The sequence below is a fragment of the Micromonospora sp. D75 genome (assembly GCF_018070405.1).
In the GTDB taxonomy this organism is placed as follows: Bacteria; Actinomycetota; Actinomycetes; order Mycobacteriales; family Micromonosporaceae; genus Micromonospora; species Micromonospora chalcea.
The window spans coordinates 1-22,026 of record NZ_JAGPXV010000022.1 but is presented as its reverse complement, the minus strand read 5'-3'; the positions used below and the strand labels follow the sequence as shown (position 1 = coordinate 22,026).

Below are 22,026 nucleotides of genomic sequence, written 5' to 3'. Positions count from 1 at the left end.
AGAGCGCGACGACCGCCAGCTCGTCGAGGCCGGCCTCGTAGGCGCGGCGCAGCCACGTCGCCAGGCCGCGGCGCAGCGACGGGTACGTCGACGGCGCCATCGCGGCCGACTGCTGCTCGGTGACGAACGTGCCCTGGCCGGGCCGGCCGGTGACCAGGTTCTCCTGCTCCATCTGCCGGTACGCCTTGGCCACGGTGTTCGGGTTGATGGCCAGGTCCTCGACCACCTCGCGGATGAGCGGGAGGCGGTCGCCGGGTTGGAGGAAGCCCAGCAGCACCGCCTGGCGAACCTGCTGGACGAGTTGCAGGTACGGCGGCACGCCGGAGTGGGTGTCGAGCCGGAAGACGAACACGGTGTCCCTTCGCTGCTTTACTAGTACCGTAGTAAAGCAGCAGGTGGGCGGTCAAGAAGGGCGGGTTGGCCGCGGCTGGGGGATCGACATGATCGCCGATGGCTGTATCGTTGCCGACGCCGCATCCCGCAGGCCGCTTCCACCAAGGACGACCATGACCGCCTCCACCGTCACCGCCGTCATTGACCTCGACCTGACCGGCCCCACCATCTCCCGCCACGTCTACGGCCACTTCGCGGAGCACCTGGGACGCTGCGTCTACGGCGGCTTCTGGGTGGGGGAGGGCTCCGCGACCCCGAACGAGGGCGGGATCCGCCTCGACGTGGTGGAGGCGCTGCGCCGCATCGGCATCCCGAACCTGCGCTGGCCGGGCGGCTGCTTCGCCGACGACTACCACTGGCGCGACGGGATCGGCCCGCGCGAGCTGCGGCCCCGCATGGTCAACTCGCACTGGGGCGACGTGGTCGAGGACAACTCCTTCGGCACGCACGAGTTCATGGCGCTGTGCGAGCTGCTGGGCGCGGATCCGTACGTGTCCGGCAACGTCGGCTCGGGCAGCGTGCGGGAGATGTCCGAGTGGGTCGAGTACCTGACCCGCGGCGACGACTCTCCGATGGCCGCCCTGCGGCGGGAGAACGGGCGCGACGAGCCCTGGCGGGTCCCGTTCTGGGGACTGGGCAACGAGGCGTGGGGCTGCGGCGGCAACCTGCGCGTCGAGCAGTTCGCCTCGCTGGCCCGCCAGTACGCCACCTACGTCCGCGACCACGGCGACAACACCGTCTACCGGATCGCCGCGGGCGCGAACAGCGACGACTACCACTGGACCGAGACGTTGATGCGCTCCTTCGACGACCTGGCAGCGCCGGACTCCCGCGCCTGGCCGTTCCAGGCCGTCTCGCTGCACTACTACACGATGACCCGGGGCTGGTCGTCGAAGGGCGCGGCGACCGGCTTCGACGAGGAGGAGTGGTACCTCGCGCTGCGGAACGCGACCCGGATCGAGGAGCTGGTCTCACGCCACGAGGCGGTCATGGACCGCTGGGACCCGCAGCGCAAGGTCGGCCTCGTCGTGGACGAGTGGGGCACCTGGTGGGACGTGGAGCCGGGCACCAACCCCGGCTTCCTCTACCAGCAGAACACGCTGCGCGACGCGCTGGTGGCCGCGGTGCACCTCGACACGTTCCACCGCCACGCGGCGCGCGTCGTGATGGCGAACATCGCGCAGACAGTGAACGTGCTCCAGGCCATGATTCTCACCGACCCGGAGACGGGCGCGCTGGTGCTCACGCCCTCGTACCACGTGTTCGCGATGAACCGGGCCCACCACGACGCGGCGTCGCTCGCGGTGACCTTCAAGGGCGACGTTCCGGTGCGCGAGGTGGCGGGGGATCACCTGGCGACGCTCTCGGCGTCCGCCTCGACGCGCGGCGACACGGCGCTGGTCTCGCTGTCGAACCTCGACGCGCGGCGTCCGGTGACCGTCGTCCTCGACCTGCGCGGACGGGACGTCACCGCCCACCGGGCCACGATCCTGACCGCCGACGCGCTCGACGCGCACAACACGCCGTCGACCACGGGCGTCGCGCCCCGCGAGCACGCCGGGGTCACGGACCACCCGCGTGGCCTGGAGGTCGAACTGCCGCCGCACGCGTACGTCACGGTGGCGCTCGACCTCGCCTGACCGCCGGACACACGGCTCCGCGCACGGCCGCGTGACGACAGCGGTCTGGTGACGCCTGCGTTCCTCTCCTCACTCCGGCGCCTGGGGCCAGGAAATCGCCAGTGACCTCGGTCGATCGAGTTCGCCCAGTGGCGCGCTGCTCGGTCCGATAATTTTCGGTGCTGTGCCGGTCGGAACGTCTGCCTCTTGCCCGGTGCTACCGCAGGCAGCGGGGTCGTTGACGGATGGCGGGGCACTTAGTAGCCTCAGCGCACACAATCCTGGCATGTAAATATCTCGATAAGTTTCGGAGACGACGACCTCGCCCGCGGTGCCCACCGCCGGCAGGGCCGCCGCGCTGATTCGCCACGGTCACCCGACCACCGCCGCGCACGATTACCGCATGGAGGGCCGTTGAAACGCGTCCGGAGCACCGTAGCCATCATCGCCACCGCCGCGCTCCTCCTCGGCGGATGTGGCGGATCAGACGGCGAATCCGACTCGAAGACCTTCGAGTTCTGGTCGTTTGCCAACATCAACCAGAAGGCCGACGTCGACGTCTACACCAAGGCGCACCCCGATGTGCGCATCAAGCTCACCGAGGTCGGCAGCACCACCGAGACCGCGCAGGCGCTCACCGCCGCGCTGGCCGGTGGCAAGGTGCCCGACCTGGTGCTCATCCAGGCCGACGACCTGCCGAAGTTCATGCAGTCGCCGGACAACTTCGTCGACCTCACCACGCTGGGCGCCGGCGACATCAAGGGGAACTACCTCGACTGGGTGATGTCGCAGGCGACGACCAAGGACAACAAGATCATCGGGGTGCCGACCGACGTCGGCGGGCTGGCGGTCGCCTACCGTACCGATCTGTTCAAGGCAGCCGGCCTGCCCACCGACCGGGACGAGGTCGCCAAGCTCTGGCCGACGTGGGACGAGTTCATCAACGTCGGTAAGCAGTACGTCCAGAAGACCGGGAAACCGTTCGTGGACAACACGCCGACCAGCGTCTTCTTCCAGGCGGTCAACCAGGGCAGCCAGCGCTACTACAGCGCCGACCGCAAGCTCGACTACGACAACGAGCAGGTCAAGGCGGCGTTCGACGTGACGCTGAAGGCCTTCGAGGCGGGCATCTCCGCCAAGCAGGGGTCGTTCTCCTCCGGCTGGACCGCGGCCATGAAGAAGGGCGACTACGCGGTGGTGTGCTCACCGTCCTGGATGCTCAGCCAGATGAAGACGAACGCCCCCGAGACGAACGGCAAGTGGGACATCGCCACCATTCCCGGGGGTTCGGGGAACTGGGGCGGCAGCTTCCTCGCCATCCCCAAGCGCGCCAAGAACGCGAAAGCGGCGTGGAACTACATCTCCGAGATGCAGTCGCCGAAGGGCCAGCTCGAGCACTTCCTGATGCAGGGGTCGCTGCCCACCACGCCGTCGGTCTACACGGACCCGCAGCTGGTCGGAAAGACCGACCCGTTCTTCAGCAACGCGCCGATCGGCAAGATCTACACCCAGTCGGTGCTGGGGATCAAGCCGTTCTACTTCGGCCCGCAGGACGGCCCGATCGGCACCGAGTTCCTCAACACGCTCACCAGCGTCGAACAGGGCAAGGTGAGCCCGGCGAAGGCCTGGGACACCGCGCTGACAAACGTCAAGAACGCCGTACGCGAATGACCGAGGGCTGACGTGCGGCAGCCGGGCACCGCCCGGCTGCCGCCCATCGCGGAGGTGACGCTTTGACCACCATGCTCAGCCCGGCCACGGCCCCGCCGGACCTCCGGCGGCCCCATCGCAGACGGCGGATCCAGCAGGGCGTACGGGAGTTCCTGGCGCCGTACGCGTACATCGCGCCGTTCTTCGTGCTCTTCCTGATCTTCGGTCTCTTCCCGCTGCTGTTCACCTTCTACATCTCCCTGTTCGACTGGGATCCCATCGGTGAGCACCGTTTCGTGGGGCTGGACAACTTCACCGAACTTCTGCACGACCCGCGCTTCTGGGGCGCGTTGCGGAACACGTTCAGCATCTGGGTGATGTCGACGGTGCCGCAGTTGCTCCTGGCGCTCGGCCTGGCGCATCTGCTCAACCACGCGCGGCTGCGGCTGGCCGCGTTGTTCCGGATGTCGGTGCTCGTCCCCTACGTCACCTCGGTCGCGGCCACGACCATCGTCTTCGCGCAGATGTTCGACCGCGACTACGGCATGATCAACTGGTTCCTCGGGCTGCTGGGCTTCGACCACATCGACTTCACAGCCTCGCTCTGGGGCAGCCACGTCATGATCGCCACGATGATCGCCTGGCGCTGGACCGGCTACAACACGCTGCTGTACCTCGCCGCGCTGCAGTCGGTACCCCGGGAGCTGTACGAGGCCGCCGCCGCCGACGGCGCGAACGGCTGGAAACAGTTCCTGCACATCAGCATCCCGTCGTTGCGGCCGATCATCGCGTTCACCGTCGTGACGTCGACCATCGGCGGGTTGCAGGTCTTCACCGAGCCGCTGCTGGCCAACCCGGTGGGTGGGCTCACGTGCGGGGCGGCACGGCAGTGCCAGACCGTCACCCTCTACCTCTACGAGCAGTCCTTCGGGCAGTTCCACTTCGGCTACGGCGCGGCGGTCGGCGTCGCGCTCTTCGTCATTGTGGTCGCCTTCTCCGGACTCAACTATCTGCTGGCCACCCGCGTCCGCTCGGAGCGCCCATGAAGCCCGCACCCTCGACCGCCGCGCCCGTACGGACCCGGCGGCGCTCGGCCAACCGCGTCTCGATCGCGGTGTACGCGCTGCTCACGCTCGTGGCGCTCGCCAGCGTCTTCCCGCTCTACTGGATGTTCGTGGTGGCGACGACGGACTCCGCCACCGCGACGACCCTCCCGCCGACGATCACACCCGGCGGCAACTTCCTGCACCTGGCGGAGCTGGTCTTCACCATCGTGCCGTTCGTGCAGTCCCTGCTCAACAGCGTCATCGTCGCCGGCACGATCGCCGTGGGCCAGGCGGTGCTCTGCGCGCTGGCCGGGTTCGCCTTCGCCAAGCTGTCCTTCCCCGGCCGCAACACGCTGTTCCTCATCGTCGTGCTGACCATGACGGTGCCGGCGCAGCTGGCGGTGGTGCCGCAGTACCTGATCATGTCCCAGCTGGAGTGGGTCGACACCCTGCAGGCGGTGATCGTTCCCGGTCTGGTCAGCGCGTTCGGCATCTTCTGGATGCGTCAGCACATCGGCAGCACCATCGACGACGAGCTGATGGCCGCGGCGCGTGTCGACGGCGCCACCACCTGGCAGATCTTCTGGCGGATCGCGTTCCCGCTGGTCCGCCCGGCGGCGTACGTGCTGGGGCTGTTCACGTTCGTCTACGCGTGGAACGATTTCCTGTGGCCGTTCATCGTCCTGAAGTCGCCGGAGAACTACACCGTCCAGATCGCCATCAAGGCGCTGCAGCAGAACCGGGACATCGACCTGGGGCTGGCCATGTCCGGCTCGTTCCTGGCCACCATTCCGCTGCTGGTGCTGTTCGTGTTCGTCGGACGCCGTCTGGTGCAGGGAATCATGGAAGGCGCATTCAAGGGGTGAGGTCCGTCTCGGTCCCGTCAGCCGGCCGGCCGGTAGTCGAACCAGTCGAAACCGGCGCTTCCCTCGGTGACGTACATGCCGATGACCCGGCCGGTGAACCCGGAGGCGACCTCGGTGGACAGGTAGCGCCCGTCGAGCTCCGCCAGGCACGACCAGCCGTCGCCGGTCTCGACCTCGAAGCTGATCGTGTCACTGCCGGCCGCCGTGACGCCGACGAGGCCCGCCCGCGCCAGGTCGCCGGACGAGGTGACCGTCGGGGGCAGCACGCCGGTGGTCCGGATGGCCAGCGCCACGGTCACCGCCCCCGCGGGCACCGGGCACTCCCCGAACACCTGCCGAAACGGTCCGACCCGGCCGACGACCCGGGCCTGCCCCCGGGCGAGCTCCAGGTCGTAGTGGTGGGCCTCGTCGATCCTGATCGTCAGGCCGGACCGGCCGGAGCCGGGATCGATGCGGGCGCTGACCCGGCAGTCGTGGTGCTGCTGGCGGCGGCCGACGACGGTGGCGCCACTGCGGTCGAGGCTGTCGCCGGTCGCGTGCAGCGTCAGCCAACCGGGCCGGTCGGTCAACGACCACGCCGAGTCGGGCCGGCTACGGGGCGAAATCCACTGTGGACCGAGCCGCTCGTCGTCGAAGTCGTCCCGCTCGGCCCACCGGCTCGTCCCATCCGGGCCGGTGACGATCGAGACCGGGTCGACCACCGGCCACCCGTCGACCCAGCGCACCGGCGCCAGGAACGTCTCCCGTCCCAGGACGTGGTAGGGCGGCCACTGGCCCTTCGGCCGGATCCCCAGCAGAACCATCCACCAGCTGCCGTCGGCCGCGTCGACCATGTCGGCATGTCCGGTCGCCTGCACCGGCCGGTCGGTGCCGCGATGCGTCAGGATCGGATTGGCCGGCCCCGGCTGGAACGGCCCGCGCGGCGAGCGGGCGCGAGCGACACTCACCGCGTGGCCGGTGTGGGTGCCGCCCTCCGAGACGAGCAGGTACCACCAGTCGCCGACCCGGTACAGATGCGGCGCCTCCGGGTACTGGCCGCCCGTCCCCGACCACATCGGCACCGGCCCTTCCAGGACCTCTCCGGTACGCGGGTCGATCCGGTACGACTCGACCCCGGACACCGTCATCCAGCAGGTGCCGTCGTCGTCCCACGCCAGCGACGGGTCCACGTGGGGCAGATCCAGGTAGACCGGGTCCGACCACGGGCCGGCCGGGTCGGTCGCCGTGACGATCAGGTGCCGGTCGAGCGTGACGTTCGTCGTGACGACCCAGAACCGGCCGTCGTGGTGGCGGATCGTCGGCGCGTAGATGCCCCGCGAGGCGAGCGTGTCGGCCGGCAAACGGAGCTGATCGGCGCGGTCCAGCACGTTGCCGATCTGCTGCCAGCTGACCAGGTCACGACTGTGGAAGATCGGCACACCGGGCGCGTACTCGAAGCTCGAACACACGAGGTAGTAGTCCTCACCGGCGCGGCAGATGCTCGGATCGGGCCAGAAGCCCGGGAGGATCGGGTTGCGGTAGCCGTCGTCCGCAGGCTCCGGTTCCATTTCCGCTCCTTCTCGTACGGGCACAACGCCTCCACGAGTGTCGATGTCGCGAACCGTATCGGACAACCCGCGAGCGGGCGATGACAGTTCTCGGCCGCCTCCTGTCCCGGCGCCCCCGTGGCGACGCGGCCACGGAGTTCCCGTACACCTTCACCGTGCGGCGCGGGCTGCGCGTGCCGATGGACGACGGCGTCGAACTGGTCGCCGACCTCTACCAGCCGGTCGGCGTGGTGGAACCGCCGTTGCCCACGATCGTCGTCCGCTCCCCGTACGGCCGGCACGGCTCGCTGACCCACGCGCCGGCGCTGGCCCGCGCGGGGTTCACGGTGCTGGTGCAGAGCTGCCGCGGCACCGGTGGCTCCGGTGGCAGTTTCCGGCCCCAGCTCGACGAGCAGCGCGACGGCATCGCCACCCACCGGTGGGTACGCCGCCAGCAGTGGTGCACCGGCACCGTCGCGACGTACGGGGAGAGCTACCTCGGCTACACCCAGTGGGCGGTGGCCGGACGGATGTGCCGTGACGACCCCGGCAACGCCCCGGATGCGCTGTGCCTGAACGTCACGATGGCCGACTTCGGCCCGATCACCTGGACCAACGGCGCGTTCTCGCTGGAGGGCTCGCTCGGCTGGTCGCGCCGGATGGACCTGCGGGGCCTGCGCGGCGCCCTGGTCCGGGCGTGGCTCGCGCGGCGGCCGGACCGGAAGCTGGCCGCGGCCTTCGACGTGCTGCCGCTGTCCGGTGGCGACACCGCGGTGGCGGGCCACCCGATCAGCTGGTACCAGGACTGGCTGGCCCACGAGAAGCTCACCGACGACTACTGGACCCGGCAGTCGCACACCGCGTCGGTGCCCGACGTCACCGCGCCCGTGTACCTGGCCACCGGCTGGTACGACATCTTCCTGCCCTGGCAGCTGCGCAACTACGCCCAACTCGCCGCGGCCGGCCGCCCGCCCCGGCTGACCATCGGCCCGTGGGGCCACAGCAGCGCGCAGAGCCCGTTCCTTCCCGAGTCCATCGCGTTCCTCAAGGAACACTTCGCCGGCGCGCCCACGACCCGGCCGGCGCCCGTGCGCGCCTTCCTCACCGGCGCGGAGCAGTGGCGCGACCTGCCCGCGTGGCCACCGCCGGGCACCGTGGCGCAGCGGTGGCACCTGCACCCCTCCGGGCTGCTCGACCCGGCCGTCCCCGGCGCGGGCAGCACCCGCTACACCTACGATCCCGACCGGCCCACGCCCGCGCTCGGCGGCCCCGGCATGGGCCCGTCCCCGGGGCCGGTCGACAACAGCGCCCACGAACGCCGCGCGGACGTGGCCGTCTTCCGCAGTCCACCGCTGGCGCACGCGCTCGTACTCGCCGGGGAGCCGACCGCCCATGTCCGGTTCCGTTCGACGGCGGCCAGCGCGGACGTGTTCGTGCGGATCTGCGACGTGCACCCCGACGGCCGCTCGATGAGCGTGTGCGACGGGATCCGCCGCGTCGGCGGCGTCGGTACCGCGGCTACCGACCCGCAACCGGACGAGGACGGGTTCGTCGAGCTGGAGGTGCCGCTGTGGCCGGCGTTCCACCGCTTCGCCGCCGGCCACCGCGTCGCCGTGCAGGTCAGTTCCGGAGCGCATCCGCGCTACGCCCGCAATCCCGGCACCGGCGAGCCGGCCGCCACCGCGGCCAAAACGGTACGGGCGGAGCAGGAGATCTCCCACGGCGGCGACCACCCGTCCCGGATCGACCTGCCGGTATGGACCTGAACAGACATCTCCAGAAGGGACCCCCGGATGGCATCCGTATTCCACGTGGCGACAAGCGGTTCCGATCGCGCCGACGGCTGCGCCGAGCGGCCGTTCCGGACGATCAACCGGGCGGCCGGCGTCGCCCAGCCCGGTGACACGGTGGTGGTGCACGCGGGGGAGTACCGCGAGTGGGTGAAGCCACGCCACGGCGGTCTCAGCGACTCCCGCCGCATCACCTACGAGGCCGCGCCCGGCGAGCACGTGGTGATCAAGGGATCGGAGCGCGTCACCGGCTGGGAGCCGCTCGGCGGGACGGTGTGGCGGGCACGAGTCGACAACGCGCTGTTCGGCTCGTTCAATCCGTTCGCCGAGGAGGTGACAGGTGACTGGATCGTCCACCGCACCGGCACGCCACCCAAGCACCTCGGCGAGGTCTACCTGAACGGCCTGAGCTTCTTCGAGGTGGGGAGCCGCGCGGAGGTCGAGGACCCGCCCCGGCGTACCGAGGTCGTCGACGACTGGACCGGGGTGACCCGTCCGGTCGGCGATCCCGACCAGACCCGGCTCGTCTGGTACGCCGAGGTCGGTGAACAGACGACGATCTGGGCCAACTTCCAGGGCGCCGACCCGAACACGGAACTGGTCGAGATCAACGTACGCCGCAGCGTCTTCTACCCGGAACAGCCGCACCTGGACTACATCACCGTCCGTGGCTTCGAGTTGGCGCACGCGGCCAGCCCGTGGGCGCCACCGACCGCCGACCAGCCGGGCCTGATCGGACCCGGCTGGGCGAAGGGCTGGGTCATCGAGGACAACGTGATCCACGACGCCAAGTGCTCGGCGATCTCGATCGGGAAGGAGGGCTCCACCGGGCAGAACTTCTCCGCTCTGCGCGGCGACAAGCCGGGCTACCAGTACCAGCTGGAGTCGGTCTTCGCGGCCCGCCGGATCGGGTGGGACCGGGAGCACATCGGCTCGCACGTGATCCGCCGCAACACGATCTACGACTGCGGCCAGAACGCGATAGTTGGTCACCTCGGGTGTGCGTTCTCCACCATCGAGGACAACCACATCCACCGCATCGGCCTGAAACGCGAGTTCTACGGGTACGAGATCGCCGGCATCAAGCTGCACGCCGCCATCGACGTGGTGATCCGGCACAACCGGATTCACGACTGCTCGCTCGGCACCTGGCTGGACTGGCAGGCGCAGGGCACCCGGGTCTCCCGCAACGTCTACCACGACAACTGCCGGGACCTCTTCGTCGAGGTCAGCCACGGTCCCTACCTGGTCGAACACAACATCTTCGGCTCACCCGCCGCGTTGGAGCTGTTCAGCCAGGGCGGTGCCTTCGTCAACAACCTGATCTGCGGCACGGTACGGCTGGAGCCGGTGCTGGACCGCGCCACCCCGTACCACCTGCCGCACAGCACGCAGGTCGCCGGGTACGCGGTGATCTACGGTGGGGACGACAGGTACGTGGGCAACCTCTTCCTGGGCGGCGATCCGGGCGCGGCCTACGCGACGGGTGCGGAGGGTCGGGGGACGCCGCTGGGCGGCACCGCCGGATACGACGGCCATCCCGCGTCGTTCGCGGAGTACCTGGCCCGCCTGGACGAGCAGCCGCCCAGCGACCAGAAGAAGTACCTCGACGTGAAACAGCCGGTGTACGCCCGGGCGAACGCCTACGCCGCGGGCGCCCGGCCGTTCGCGGGCGAGCGTGAGCCGTGGGTGCTGGGCGCCGCGACGGTGACGGTCGTCGCCGAGGGCGACGCGGTCTGGCTCGTCACCGATCTGCCCGAGACGTTCGACGAGGCCCGTGTCGGTGTGGTCACCGGCCGGGATCTGGAACGGGTCCGGTGCGCCGACGCGGATTTCGAGGAGCCGGACGGCAGCCCGGCCGTCATGGGCGTCGACCTGGTCGGGGAACCCCGGCAACCGGGACGCAACGGCGCCGTCGGCCCGATCGCGGGCCTCGCGTCCGGGTCGCGCCGCACGCGCGTCCTCTGACGGCGGACCCGCCCGTACGCGAACGGAGACGGTGACGCCGGGCGGCGTCACCGTCTCCGTCTGCCTCAGCCGCGCGCGGCCCAGTCGCCGAGGGCCCAGTCGCGCACCTCGGGCATGTCCTCCAGGTGCTCCACCACGTACGTCTCGTGGCGGTCGAGCTGGCTGCGGCACCACGCCTTGAGGTCGGCGGCGCCGCGCGGGAGGCGCTTGGCGTTGTTGATGGCGTCCATCACGAGGTGGTACCGCGACGCCTTGTTGCGCACCGTCATGTCGAACGGCGTGGTGGTCGTGCCCTGCTCGATGAAGCCACGCACGCGGAACCGGTCCGCGTCCGGGCGGCCGTGGACGAGCTGGTGGATCGCGCCGGGGTAGCCGTGGAAGGAGAAGATCACGTCTACGTCGTCGGTGAACAGCTCGGTGAACAGGGTCTCGCTCATGCCGTGCGGGTGGTCCTTGGGCCGGACCAGGGTCATCAGGTTGACCACGTTGACCACGCGGACCTTGAGCCCGGGCAGCCGCTCGCGCAGGATCTGCGCCGCCGCGACCGTCTCCATGGTGACGACGTCGCCGGCGCAGGCCAGGACGATGTCGGGGTCGCTGGTGCCGTCGTCGGTGCCGGCCCACTCCCAGATCCCCGCGCCGCGGGCGCAGTGTTCGATCGCCTCGTCCATGGAGAGGTACTGCAGCTGCGGCTGCTTGTCGATGACGATCAGGTTGATGTACGACCGCGACCGGAAGCAGTGGTCGGCCACCGACAGCAGGGTGTTGGCGTCCGGCGGCAGGTAGACCCGGGCGACGTCGCCCCGCTGGGTGAGCACCACCTGGATCAGGCCCGGCCCCTGGTGGGAGAAGCCGTTGTGGTCGTTGCGCCACGCCGTCGAGGTGAGCAGCACGTTGAGGCTCGGCACCTTCGCCCGCCAGGGCAGGTGCTTGGCCTCCTGCAACCACTTGCCGTGCTGCACGGTCTGCGAGGCGCTGACCATCGCGAACGCCTCGTAGGTGGCGAACATGCCGTGCCGGCCGGTCAGGTTGTAGCCTTCCAGCCAGCCGTGGCAGTTGTGCTCGCTCAGCACCTCCATCACCCGGCCGTCGCGGCCGATCGCCACGTCCTCCGGTGTCACCCGCTCCATGAAGGCACGGTCGGAGACGTCGAAGACGCTGCCGAGGCGGTTGCTGTTGGTCTCGTCCGGACAGAACAACCGGAACCGGTCGGCGTTGCGCGTGTAGATGTCGCGGATCATCTCGCCCAGCTTGCGCGTCGACTCGGCCCGCTGCTGCGCCGGCCGGGGCACCTCGATCGCGTACGACCGGAAGTCCGGCAGGTCCAGGTCCCGGGTCAGCAGGCCGCCGTTGGCGTGCGGGCTGGCGCTCATCCGCAGGTCGCCGTCGGGGGCCTGGTCCCGGATCAGCGCCACCGGCGCGCCGGTGGAATCGAACAGCTCCTCCGGACGGTACGACCTGAGCCAGCGCTCGAGCAGCGCGAGGTGCTCCGGGTTGTCCTTGACGCCGGACAGCGGCACCTGGTGCGAGCGCCACGTGCCGGTGACCGGCGTCCCGTCGACGGTGTCCGGGCCGGTCCAGCCCTTCGGCGACCGCAGGACGATCAGCGGCCAGGTCGGGCGGGTGCCGTCCCAGGAACCGTCACGGGCGGCGGTCTGGATGTCGCGGATCCTCGTCCACGCGGCGGCGAGCGCGGCGGCGAAGCGGTGGTGCATGCCGGGCAGGTCGGAGCCCTCGACCTCGATGACGTCGTAGCCGTGGCCCCGCAGCAGGTGGCGTACCTCCTCGGGGTCCTTGCGCCCGAGTACGGTGGGACCGGAGATCTTGGCGTCGTTGAGGTGCAGGATCGGCAGGACGGCGCCGTCGCGTTCGGGGTTGAGGAAGGACACGCCCTTCCAGGAGCCCTCGAGCGGCCCGGTCTCGGCCTCGCCGTCGCCCACCACCGCGATGGCCAGCAGGTCCGGGTTGTCCATCACCGCGCCGAACGCGTGGACCAGGACGTAGCCCAGCTCGCCACCCTCGTGGATGGAGCCCGGGGTGGTCACCGACACGTGCGACGGGATGCCGCCCGGGCTGGAGAACTGCCGGAACAGGCGCAGCATCCCGGCCTCGTCCTGGCTGACGTCCGGGTAGATCTCGCTGTAGGTGCCCTCCAGATAGCCGGCGGCCACCAGCGCCGGCCCGCCGTGGCCCGGGCCGGCCAGGTAGATCGCCTGCTGACCGGTGTGCCGGATCAGCCGGGAGACATGCGCGTAGATCAGCGACAGGCCGGGGCTGGTTCCCCAGTGGCCGAGCAGGCGCGGCTTGATGTGCTCGGTCGACAGCGGCTCGCGCAGCAGCGGGTTGCCCTGCAGGTAGATCTGCCCGATGGTCAGGTAGTTGTTCGCCCGCCACCACGCGTCCAGACGGGCGAGTTCGGTGTCGTCGAGTTCGGCGAGCGTACGGATTTCGGATTCGACCGCGGTCACCGTGCTTCCTTTCACTGATCTCGTCATGTCCGGACCCAGGTTAGGCCCAGCCGGGCTCGTTCACCGGGGGCCGCAGACCGCAAGCCGCGGGACCTTCGGCCCTCTCGATCCGTAGTACGCGGCGCGCATCAGTTCCTGCATGTCGCCGAGCATCGGCATCCGCGGATTGGCCGGCGCGCACTGGTCCTCGTACGCGTTCAGCGCCTGCTGCGGCAGCGCGGCGAGGAAGGCCCGCTCGTCCACCCCGACGGCCGCGAACGACGGCTCGATGCCGACCTCGTCGCGCAGGCGCTCGATCGCCGTGGCCAGGGCTTCGAGCGCTTCGGCGTCGGTGGCCGCGGGCAGCCCGAGGGTACGGGCGATGTCGGCGAAGCGCTGCGGCGCCCGGTACGTCTCGTACCTGGGCCAGCCGGTGAGCTTGCTCGGCACGGTCCCGTTGTACCTGATGACGTGCGGGAGCAGGATCGCGTTGGTGCGCCCGTGTGCGACGTGGAACGTGGCACCCAGGGTGTGCGACATGGCGTGCACGATGCCGAGGAAGGCGCTGCCGAACGCCATGCCGGCGATCGTGCCGGCGTTGTGCATCTTCTCGCGGGCCGCCGGGTCCGCGGCGCCCTGGTGCACGGCCCGGGCGAGGTTGCCGAAGATGAGCCGGACGGCGTGCAGGGCCAGACCGTCGGTGAAGTCGTTGGCGTAGACCGACACGTACGACTCGATGGCGTGGGTGAGCGCGTCGAAGCCGCTGTCCGCGGTGACCACCGCGGGCAGGTCGGCGGCCAGGACCGGGTCGACGATCGCCACGCTCGGGGTGAGCGCGTAGTCGGCGAGCGGGTACTTCTTGCCGGAATCGGTGTCGGTGATGACCGCGAACGGGGTGACCTCGGCTCCGGTGCCGGAGGTGGTCGGAACGCAGACGAGCTGGGCCAGCGAGCCGAGGGTGGGGAACTTGAAGGCGCGTTTGCGGATGTCGAAGAACTTCTCCCGCAGATCGGCGAAGACCACCTCGGGGTGCTCGTAGCGCAGCCACATCACCTTGGCGGCGTCCATCGCCGAACCGCCGCCGAGCGCGACGATGGTGTCCGGGCGGAACGAGCGCATCAACTCGGCGCCCCGGTCGACCGTTTGTACGCTGGGCTCCGGCTCGACGTCGTCGATGATCTGCAGGGCGACCTGCTCGCGGCGGCGGTGCAGCACGGACAGCACGCGGTCCACGTACCCCAGTCTGGTCATGGTGTGGTCGGTCACCACGGTGACCCGGCGGACGCCGGGCATGTCGGCGAGGTAGCGGATCGCGTTCGGCTCGAAGTAGATCTTCGGCGGCACCTTGAACCACTGCAGGTTGTTCGTCCGCCGGGCCACCCGCTTGATGTTGATGAGGTCGACCGCTGTGACGTTGTGCGACACCGAGTTGTGGCCGTAGCTTCCGCAGCCCAGCGTCAGCGACGGCAGGAAGGCGTTGTACATGTCGCCGATGCCGCCCTGCGAGGCCGGCGCGTTCCAGATGATCCGGACGGCCTTGACCCGGCGGCCGTACGCCTCGGCCAGGTCGGCGTCGCGCGTGTGGATGACGGCGCTGTGCCCCAGGCCGTCGAACTCGACCATCTGCTCGGCGTACTCGAATCCCTGGTCGTGGCCGGTGGCGGGCAGCAGGGCGAGCACCGGGCAGAGCTTCTCCCGGGTCAGCGGCTCGGCCGGGCCGACCCGGTCGACCGGAACCAGGATGATCGAGGTGTCCGGGTCGACCGGGAATCCGGCGTGTTCGGCGATCCAGGTCACCGGCTGCCCGACCACGTCCGGGTTGAGCTTCCCGGAGCCGAAGAGCAGCTTCTCCAGCAGCGACTTCTCCTCCGGCGTCGCGATGTGGGCGTGCAGTCGCCGGAACTCGGCGAGGGCGGCCGGCCGGATCGCGTCGTCGATGATGACGGCCTGCTCGGAGGCGCAGATCATGCCGTTGTCGAACGCCTTGGACAGCACCACGTCGTTCACCGCGCGGGCCACGTCGGCCGACGCCTCCAGGTACGCGGGGACGTTCCCGGCGCCGACGCCCAGCGCCGGTTTGCCGGTGGAGTAGGCGGCGCGGACCATGGCGTTGCCGCCTGTCGCCAGGACCACCGAGACGTCGGGATGCCGCATCAGCTCGTTCGTCGCGGCCACCGACGGCTCGTCGATCCACTGGATGCAGTGCTCCGGCGCGCCGGCGGCGACGGCGGCGTCGCGGACCGTGCGGGCCGCTTCCTGGCTGCACCGTTGCGCCGCCGGGTGGAAGGCGAAGATGACCGGGTTGCGGGTCTTGAGGGCCAGCAGCGCCTTGAAGATGGTGGTCGAGGTCGGGTTCGTCACGGGCGTCACCGCGGCCACCACGCCGACCGGCTCGGCGATCTGGGTGATGCCCGTGATGTCGTCCTGAGCGATCACCCCGACCGTGCGGACGTCGGCCATGTGGTTGGTGACGTGTTCGCAGGCGAAGATGTTCTTCACCGCCTTGTCCTCGAACACGCCGCGACCGGTCTCCTCGACCGCCAGCATCGCGAGTTCGGCGTGCCGGCCGAGCGCCGCCACCGACGCCTTCTTCACGATCCCGTCGATCTGTTCCTGGCCGTAGGAGTCGTAGGCGGCCAACGCCGTGAGACCGTTCTCCACCAGGGTTCCGATCATGCTTCCGCCCTCCATCGGTCGTCACCCCGAACATAGATCCGCGGTGATCGATGCGACTATGGCCGGTGGGCCCGCGAGGACGGGACCACCGGCCCGCGCTTGGCCCGCTGGATCTGCTCGTAGACGTGGGTCCGCAGTTCGGTGAACCGGGGCAGGGCCCGGGTGGTGAGCTGATCGCGTTCCGCCGGGAGGTCGATCACCAGGTCCTCCTGCACCCGGGTCGGTGAGTTCGACAGGACGAGCACGCGCTGGCCCAGGTAGACGGACTCGTCGATGTCGTGCGTCACGAAGACGGTGGAGATCCCCCGGGTCAGGTGCAGTTCGCGGACGAGGTCCTCCAGGTCCGCGCGGGTCTGCGCGTCCACCGCGGCGAACGGCTCGTCCATGATCAGCACGTCCGGCTGGTACGCGATGGCGCGGGCGATCGCCACCCGTTGCTGCATTCCGCCGGAGAGCTGCCACGGGTGGCTGCGCGCCGACTGCGGCAGCCCGACCGCGTCGAGGGCGTCGGCGACCAGCCGGGCGCGTTCGGCGCGGGAGAGCTTCTTGTGGCGGAGCGGAAGCTCCACGTTGCCGCGGACGGTCAGCCACGGGTAGAGGCTGCGGCCGTACTCCTGGAAGACCACGGCCATCGCCGGGCTCGGCCCGGTCACCGGCGAGCCCTCCATCTCGACCAGGCCGCTGGTGGGCCGCAGCAGTCCGGCGAGGCATTTCAGGAGCGTGGTCTTGCCGCAGCCGGAGGGACCGACGACGCACAGCAGCTCACCGGGATCCATGGTGAAGCTGAGATCCCCGATCGCCTCGACCTCGCCCCGGCCGGAGGCGTAGACCTTCCGCAGGTGCTCGACCCGCAACAGGGGGGTCCCGTCAGGCACGGGTGATCTCCTTCATTCCGTGGTACCAGCGCAGGACGAGGCGTTCGACGACACCGAAGGCCACGGCGAGGAAGACGCCGATGAGGCCGAGCAGGAGGATGCCGCTCCACATCTCGGCGATGAGGTAGTTCCGCTGGAAGTAGGCGATCCGGTAGCCGAGACCGGCCGACGACGCGAACATCTCCGAGATGACCATGAGGATCAGGGCCACCGAGAGCGCCTGCCGTACGCCGGTCATGATGCGCGGACTCGCCGCCGGGAGGATCAGCAGCCACAGCCGGTCCCACCGCGAGATCCGGAACGAGCGCGCGGTCTCCAGCATCACGCTGTCGGTCGACCGGACGCCTTCGATCGTGTTCAGCAGGATCGGCCAGATCGCGCCGGAGGTGATGACGACGACCTTCATGGTGTCGGTGATGCCGAGCAGGAGCATCGCGACCGGGATCAGCACCGGCGGCGGAATCGCGCGGAAGAACTCCAGCAGCGGTTCGAGCATCTCGCGTAGCGGGCGGAGCCGGCCGATGACGACGCCGGCGGCGACGCCGAGCAGGATCGACGCGAACAGGCCGATCAGGAGCCGGTACACGCTCGGCAGGACGTCCTCGACGAACGCCGGGCCGATCCAGGTCTGCCGGAACGCGTCGAGGAGCGTGCCGGGGCCGACGAGGAACCGGCTCGTCGACCGGATGGACCAGACCGCCCAGAGGCCCACGGCCAGGACCGGAAGGCCGACCGCGAACAGGAGGTTCTCGGCGACCTTGACGCCCAGGTCACGAGGGCGGGCCTTTGCCGCGCCGACGGCGGTCATCGGGCCGCCTCGTCCGCGAGCACCGACTGGTGCCAGGCCAGCGAGCGGCGTTCGACGAAGCGGAACACGACGTTCACCAGCAGGCCGAGCATCCCGGTGACCACGACGAGGCCGTACAGGCCGACGGCGTCACCGGCGGAGCGGGACAGCTCGATCATCCGACCGAGGCCGGGGTTGCCGATCACCATCTCGGCGGTGACGGCCAGGATGAGCGCGACCGCCGCGCCGAGGCGCAGGCCGGTCATCAGGTACGGCAGAGCGGTCGGCAGGATGAGGTAGCGCAGCCGCTCGGCGCGGGTGAGGCCGAAACTCCGCGCGGTGTCCCGGGCGACGCTGTCGACGTCGGCGACGCCGTAGATCACCTGCACGAACACCTGCCAGAACGCCGCGTAGACGATGATGACGAGCGCGGCGCGCATCTGCAGGCCGAACATCAGCACGGCCAGCGGGATCAGCGCGACCGACGGCACCGGTCGCAGGAACTCGACTGTCGTGTGGGTCGCGCGACGCAGGAACGGCACCATCCCGACCACGGTGCCCAGCGCGACCGCCGCGAGCGTCGCCACCGTCAGACCGATCGCCCACGACGTCATGGTGAGCCGGACCCGACGCCAGAACGCCAGGTCGCGGACCTCCTGGGCCAGCCGTCCGAACACGTCGGTGGGGTACGGCAGGTAGTCCGGGTCGACCAGCCCCAGCGCCGGGATCAGTTGCCAGACGACGAGGAACCCCAGCAGGCCGACGGCGCCCAGCAGGATCTTGCGCATCGGCCGGCTACTGCTGCTGCTGGATGAGGCGGTCGAAGTCGGGGCGCCGGTCGAGCACGCGGTACTTCTGGGCGAGCGTCGCCAGTTGCTCCAGGCCGGCCCGGTCGAGCTCCCACCCGAACGACGGGAGCCGCACGGAGTCCGCCACCGCCTCCGGCAGTTCGAGGTTGTCCTTGATGGCCTGGCGCAGATCCTTCTCGTTGGCCGGATCCTTGGCCCAGGCGAGCGTCTTCTTCATCGCCGCCGAGAAGTCCGCGACCAGGGCGGCGTCGGAGTCCTTCAGCTTGCTCGACGTGATCGTCGTCAGGGTGGTGAGTCCGGGGACGGTGGCCTGGTACGGGGCGACCACGAGGACGTCGCCGCGCTTGCGCATCTGTGTGATGAACGGCTCGGTCACCCAGGCGGCGTCGATGTTGCCGGCGGCGAGCTGGGCGGGCGCGTCCGGGAAGGCCACCTCGACGAACTTGACCTTGGTGGGGTCGCCGCCGTCCTTCTCGACCGCCGCCATGATCGTGACGTCGCCGGCGGCACCCAGGCTGTTCACCGACACCTTGCGCCCGGCGAGCTGGGACGGCCGGGTGATGCCGGATTTCGCCGACGCCAGCACGGCGTTGATGTCGTCACCGTCGGCGTAGGACGACGCGTAGTTGCCGATGATCACCACGCCGAGGTTCTGCAGGTCGGCCCGGAACGGGCCGAACGGCTGACCGATGGCGAAGTCGATGTCGCCGTTGATCAGGGCCGGGATGGCCTGGGCCCCGCCCTGTGCGGGCACCACTTCCACGTCGAGCCCCTGCTCCCGGAAGATGCCCGCCTTGATGCCGCCCCACAGCGCGGCGGTCTCGCTGATGGGCAGTGCCGCCACGCGGACCTTGCGCAGCTCGCCGCTGGACCCGGGGGACGGGTCGGTGGCGTCGGAGTCGGTGCAGCCGGTCAGGGCGATCGCGACGCTGGCGAGAACAGCCAGGGCGGTGACCTTCTTCATGGACGAGCCCTTCCGTGCGAAGCGCTGGTGCATCCGGAGGAGTGGGGGCCGGCGAACAGAGGTGAACCATCCGACCGCGTCGATCAGCGTCGTGCAGAGTTGATTGATTGTCAAGAATTCTGATAAGGCGACTCGCATTGCGCCCGAAGCGGTCCGACCTCGATGACAATGCGTCTTGACGAACGACGATTTTGTGACCAAACTGTGCGGTGGCGGAGGGGGCGACGACTTGGCGATCGTGATCGTGGGCGCTGGTATCGGTGGCCTCACCACCGCGCTCAGCCTGCACCGGGCCGGCTTCCGTGACATCGCCGTCTATGAGCGCGCCGACGCGCTGCGCCCACTCGGCGTCGGGATCAATCTGCTTCCGCACGCCGTCCGAGAACTGACCGAATTGGGCCTCGGAGAACGCGTGGAAAGGCTCGGCGCCGCGCCCGGCACACTGGCTTACTACAACCGGCACGGTCAGCAGATCTGGAGCGAGCCGCGCGGGCTGGACGCCGGATATCGCTGGCCGCAGCTTTCCGTGCACCGTGGCCGGTTCCAGATGGAACTGCTCGCCGTGGTGCGGGAACGGCTGGGCGCCGACGTGGTGCGCACCGGGCACCGGCTCGTCGGCGTCCACGACGGCGTCGCACGCTTCGCCACGGCAGCGGGAGAGGTGAACGTCGCGGCCGACCTGATCGTCGGCGCGGACGGCATCCACTCCGCGCTGCGCGCGCAACACCAGCCCGACGAAGGGCCGCCGATCTGGAACGGGCTGACGCTGTGGCGGGGCACGGCCCGGGCGCCCGGATTCCTGGACGGGCGAACCATGATCATGGCAGGGGACGCGGAACAGAAGTTCGTCGCGTACCCGATCGGTCCCGGCGTGATCAACGTCGTGGCCGAGCGGCGCGGCCCCGGCTTCGCCGGGCCCAACGCGGACTGGAACCGGACCGTCGACCCCGCGCCCGTCGTCGCGCTCTTCGCGGACTGGCGTTTCGCGTGGCTCGACGTGCCGGAACTGCTGGCCGCCGCCGACGAGATCCTCGAATACCCCATGGTGGACCGCGACCCCATCGACACGTGGACCCACGGGAACACGACACTGCTCGGAGACGCGGCACACCCGATGTACCCGAACGGCTCCAACGGGGCGTCGCAGGCGATCCTGGACGCGCGTACCCTCGCCTTCCACCTCGCCACCGCGACGACGGTCCCGGCGGCGCTGGACGCCTACGAGGCGGACCGGCGGCCGGCGACCACCGCGCTCGTGCTGAGCAACCGGCGGCAGGGCCCGGAGCAGGTGATGGTGCTCGCCCGCGAGCGCGCGCCGGACGGGTTCGCGCACATCCACGACGTCATCCCGCCGGACGAGCTCACCGAGATCGCCACCGGCTACAAGAAGGCGGCCGGCTTCCTGCCCGCCGATCTCAACGAACGTGCCTCCCTGACGCCGACGGTCTTCTCCGGTGTCCTGCCGTGACCGGCCCGGAAGTGCCCGAACTGGACGCGGCACGCCTGGCGTCGGTCATCTCACCGCTGCGCCGCACGCTGCTCGCCGCGGCCCGGGCCGCCGAGCACCTGCCGGAGATCCCGGACGCGCAGATCGAGATCGTGCGGGCACTGCCCCGCGGCACCGTGTCCGGCCCCGGTGAGCTGGCCGAACGACTCCGCCTGAGCCGGTCGACGGTCAGCAACCTGCTCACCACGATGGAGGGCAACGGCCTGGTCGAGCGCCGCCCCCGTCCCGGCAACCACCGCCACGTCGACGTCCTGGCCACCCCGAAGGCCCTCGACCTGTTCGACCGCTTCGACCTCGCGAGCGGAGACCTGGTCGCCCGCGCCGCGGCCACCCTGTCGGCGGCGGACCGCGCGGCCCTCGCCGCCGCGGTGCCCGCGCTGGAGCGCCTGCGCGACGCGCTCGCGGACACCAAGGACACCCCATGAGTACGCGCCGACCCGCGGTCAGCGCCCCGGCGGTGCCCGGACTGGAGGCCGCGTTCGACGTGGAGGTGCGGCTCGGCGCGCTGGAGGACCACGGGGTGACCCGCGCGGGCCACCGGCGCGTGGTGCCTGTCGTCGGCGGCCGGGTCACCGGCCTGTTCGACGCCGACATCCTGCCCGGCGGCGCCGACTGGCAGCTGGTCCGCCCCGACGGCGCGATCGAGATCGACACGCGCTACTCGGCGCGTACCGCCGACGGCGGCCACGTCTACCTCCGGACGTTCGGCGTTCGCAGCGGCCGTCCGGAGATCCTCGCGGCGTTGTTGCGCGGCGACGCGGTCGACCCCGCCGAGTACTACTTCCGCCTGGGCGTACGACTGGAGACGTCGGTGCCCACGCTGGCCGCGCTGGAGCAGTCGATCTTCGTGGCGTCGGCGATCCGCGAGGCCGACCGGGTGCGCTACACCGCCTACCGCGTCACCTAGGTGGTCCCGGGCGGCGGGTTGTGCGCGATCGCCCTCCCCGTGCCCGGCCCCTGTGCTATCCCATCTACTATGCGCCTGTAGTAGATGCTCGAGCCTGCGGAGGGGGTGGGATGGGACGCACTCACCCCCTGCTGCGGCTGGCGTTGTTCGTCGCCGTGGCGTTCGGGGTGTTCGGCATGCACACCTTCGGCCATAC

At 70.2% G+C, this 22,026-nt stretch carries 17 protein-coding genes; 9 read left to right on the top strand and 8 right to left on the bottom strand.

Features of this window, described 5'->3' with window-relative positions; genetic code table 11:
- A partial coding sequence (locus tag KBX39_RS02845; RefSeq protein WP_210869064.1) for a GntR family transcriptional regulator occupies positions 1–352 on the bottom strand: 352 nt, incomplete at its 3' end.
- Between the two features lie 154 nt (positions 353–506).
- Here KBX39_RS02845 and KBX39_RS02840 point away from each other — a divergent pair.
- The 4 genes from KBX39_RS02840 to KBX39_RS02825 all read left to right on the top strand — a co-directional run bounded on the left by KBX39_RS02840 (position 507) and on the right by KBX39_RS02825 (position 5,574).
- Positions 507–2,033, top strand: coding sequence for an alpha-N-arabinofuranosidase (locus KBX39_RS02840; protein WP_210869062.1), 1,527 nt, complete (start codon positions 507–509; stop codon positions 2,031–2,033).
- Positions 2,034–2,426: 393 nt separating this feature from the next.
- Positions 2,427–3,683, top strand: a complete 1,257-nt coding sequence (locus tag KBX39_RS02835) for an ABC transporter substrate-binding protein (protein ID WP_043322939.1) — start codon at positions 2,427–2,429, stop codon at positions 3,681–3,683.
- A 71-nt stretch (positions 3,684–3,754) separates the two neighbouring features.
- Positions 3,755–4,708: a carbohydrate ABC transporter permease gene (locus KBX39_RS02830; protein WP_051611455.1), complete on the top strand. Its 954-nt coding sequence runs from the start codon at positions 3,755–3,757 to the stop codon at positions 4,706–4,708.
- Entirely contained in the window at positions 4,705–5,574 is an 870-nt protein-coding gene (locus KBX39_RS02825; RefSeq protein WP_043322941.1) for a carbohydrate ABC transporter permease, read from the top strand. Before KBX39_RS02830 ends, KBX39_RS02825 begins: the two co-directional genes overlap by 4 nt.
- Positions 5,575–5,591: 17 nt before the next feature.
- Here KBX39_RS02825 and KBX39_RS02820 read toward each other — a convergent pair whose 3' ends face one another.
- Positions 5,592–7,121: a glycoside hydrolase family 43 protein gene (locus tag KBX39_RS02820; RefSeq protein ID WP_210869060.1), complete on the bottom strand. Its 1,530-nt coding sequence runs from the start codon at positions 7,119–7,121 to the stop codon at positions 5,592–5,594.
- Positions 7,122–7,201: 80 nt separating this feature from the next.
- On the opposite strand from KBX39_RS02820, the gene KBX39_RS02815 reads away from it, so the two are divergent.
- Together KBX39_RS02815 and KBX39_RS02810 are read left to right on the top strand one after the other, a co-directional pair.
- Positions 7,202–8,866, top strand: coding sequence for a CocE/NonD family hydrolase (locus tag KBX39_RS02815; protein WP_210869058.1), 1,665 nt, complete (start codon positions 7,202–7,204; stop codon positions 8,864–8,866).
- Between the two features lie 27 nt (positions 8,867–8,893).
- Positions 8,894–10,858 (top strand): right-handed parallel beta-helix repeat-containing protein, encoded by a 1,965-nt coding sequence (locus tag KBX39_RS02810; protein ID WP_069088319.1) that lies wholly within the window; start codon positions 8,894–8,896, stop codon positions 10,856–10,858.
- A gap of 65 nt (positions 10,859–10,923) precedes the next feature.
- Here the strand turns inward: KBX39_RS02810 and KBX39_RS02805 are convergent, their stop codons facing one another.
- Genes KBX39_RS02805 through KBX39_RS02780 form a run of 6 tightly spaced genes read right to left on the bottom strand, consistent with a single transcriptional unit; the run spans position 10,924 to position 19,449 of the window.
- A complete protein-coding gene (locus KBX39_RS02805) occupies positions 10,924–13,326 on the bottom strand; it encodes a phosphoketolase (RefSeq protein WP_233607834.1) in 2,403 nt (800 codons plus the stop codon).
- A 60-nt stretch (positions 13,327–13,386) separates the two neighbouring features.
- On the bottom strand, positions 13,387–15,981 hold the full coding sequence (gene adhE, locus KBX39_RS02800) for a bifunctional acetaldehyde-CoA/alcohol dehydrogenase (RefSeq protein WP_247659823.1): 2,595 nt from the start codon (positions 15,979–15,981) through the stop codon (positions 13,387–13,389).
- Positions 15,982–16,037: 56 nt separating this feature from the next.
- Complete coding sequence (locus tag KBX39_RS02795; RefSeq protein WP_043322950.1) at positions 16,038–16,856, bottom strand: ABC transporter ATP-binding protein; 819 nt, start codon at positions 16,854–16,856, stop codon at positions 16,038–16,040.
- Positions 16,849–17,664 carry an ABC transporter permease gene (locus tag KBX39_RS02790; protein ID WP_210869053.1) on the bottom strand — a complete coding sequence of 272 codons (816 nt, stop codon included), beginning with the start codon at positions 17,662–17,664 and terminating at the stop codon, positions 16,849–16,851. The genes KBX39_RS02795 and KBX39_RS02790 overlap by 8 nt, the downstream gene beginning before the upstream one ends.
- Positions 17,661–18,431, bottom strand: coding sequence for an ABC transporter permease (locus KBX39_RS02785; RefSeq protein WP_043322952.1), 771 nt, complete (start codon positions 18,429–18,431; stop codon positions 17,661–17,663). Before KBX39_RS02785 ends, KBX39_RS02790 begins: the two co-directional genes overlap by 4 nt.
- 7 nt (positions 18,432–18,438) lie before the next feature.
- On the bottom strand, positions 18,439–19,449 hold the full coding sequence (locus tag KBX39_RS02780; protein WP_247659822.1) for an ABC transporter substrate-binding protein: 1,011 nt from the start codon (positions 19,447–19,449) through the stop codon (positions 18,439–18,441).
- A gap of 205 nt (positions 19,450–19,654) precedes the next feature.
- Here KBX39_RS02780 and KBX39_RS02775 point away from each other — a divergent pair, with 205 nt between their 5' ends.
- The 3 genes from KBX39_RS02775 to KBX39_RS02765 are packed head-to-tail and all read left to right on the top strand — an operon-like array spanning position 19,655 to position 21,830.
- Positions 19,655–20,884 carry a flavin-dependent oxidoreductase gene (locus KBX39_RS02775; protein ID WP_312245734.1) on the top strand — a complete coding sequence of 410 codons (1,230 nt, stop codon included), beginning with the start codon at positions 19,655–19,657 and terminating at the stop codon, positions 20,882–20,884.
- Positions 20,881–21,348, top strand: coding sequence for a MarR family transcriptional regulator (locus KBX39_RS33095; RefSeq protein WP_210869049.1), 468 nt, complete (start codon positions 20,881–20,883; stop codon positions 21,346–21,348). Before KBX39_RS02775 ends, KBX39_RS33095 begins: the two co-directional genes overlap by 4 nt.
- Entirely contained in the window at positions 21,345–21,830 is a 486-nt protein-coding gene (locus KBX39_RS02765; protein ID WP_210869047.1) for a DUF3237 domain-containing protein, read from the top strand. Before KBX39_RS33095 ends, KBX39_RS02765 begins: the two co-directional genes overlap by 4 nt.
- Positions 21,831–22,026: the final 196 nt, after the last annotated feature.

What these genes read in the sequence shown, in the direction of transcription:
- KBX39_RS02840 (WP_210869062.1), top strand. Translation starts at nt 507, where the DNA reads ATGACCGCCTCCACCGTCACCGCCGTCATTGACCTCGACCTGACCGGC.
- KBX39_RS02830 (WP_051611455.1), top strand. Translation starts at nt 3,755, where the DNA reads ATGCTCAGCCCGGCCACGGCCCCGCCGGACCTCCGGCGGCCCCATCGC.
- KBX39_RS02825 (WP_043322941.1), top strand. Translation starts at nt 4,705, where the DNA reads ATGAAGCCCGCACCCTCGACCGCCGCGCCCGTACGGACCCGGCGGCGC.
- KBX39_RS02820 (WP_210869060.1), bottom strand. Translation starts at nt 7,121, where the DNA reads ATGGAACCGGAGCCTGCGGACGACGGCTACCGCAACCCGATCCTCCCG.
- KBX39_RS02815 (WP_210869058.1), top strand. Translation starts at nt 7,202, where the DNA reads ATGACAGTTCTCGGCCGCCTCCTGTCCCGGCGCCCCCGTGGCGACGCG.
- KBX39_RS02810 (WP_069088319.1), top strand. Translation starts at nt 8,894, where the DNA reads ATGGCATCCGTATTCCACGTGGCGACAAGCGGTTCCGATCGCGCCGAC.
- adhE (WP_247659823.1), bottom strand. Translation starts at nt 15,981, where the DNA reads ATGATCGGAACCCTGGTGGAGAACGGTCTCACGGCGTTGGCCGCCTAC.
- KBX39_RS02790 (WP_210869053.1), bottom strand. Translation starts at nt 17,664, where the DNA reads ATGACCGCCGTCGGCGCGGCAAAGGCCCGCCCTCGTGACCTGGGCGTC.
- KBX39_RS02785 (WP_043322952.1), bottom strand. Translation starts at nt 18,431, where the DNA reads ATGCGCAAGATCCTGCTGGGCGCCGTCGGCCTGCTGGGGTTCCTCGTC.
- KBX39_RS02780 (WP_247659822.1), bottom strand. Translation starts at nt 19,449, where the DNA reads ATGCACCAGCGCTTCGCACGGAAGGGCTCGTCCATGAAGAAGGTCACC.
- KBX39_RS02765 (WP_210869047.1), top strand. Translation starts at nt 21,345, where the DNA reads ATGAGTACGCGCCGACCCGCGGTCAGCGCCCCGGCGGTGCCCGGACTG.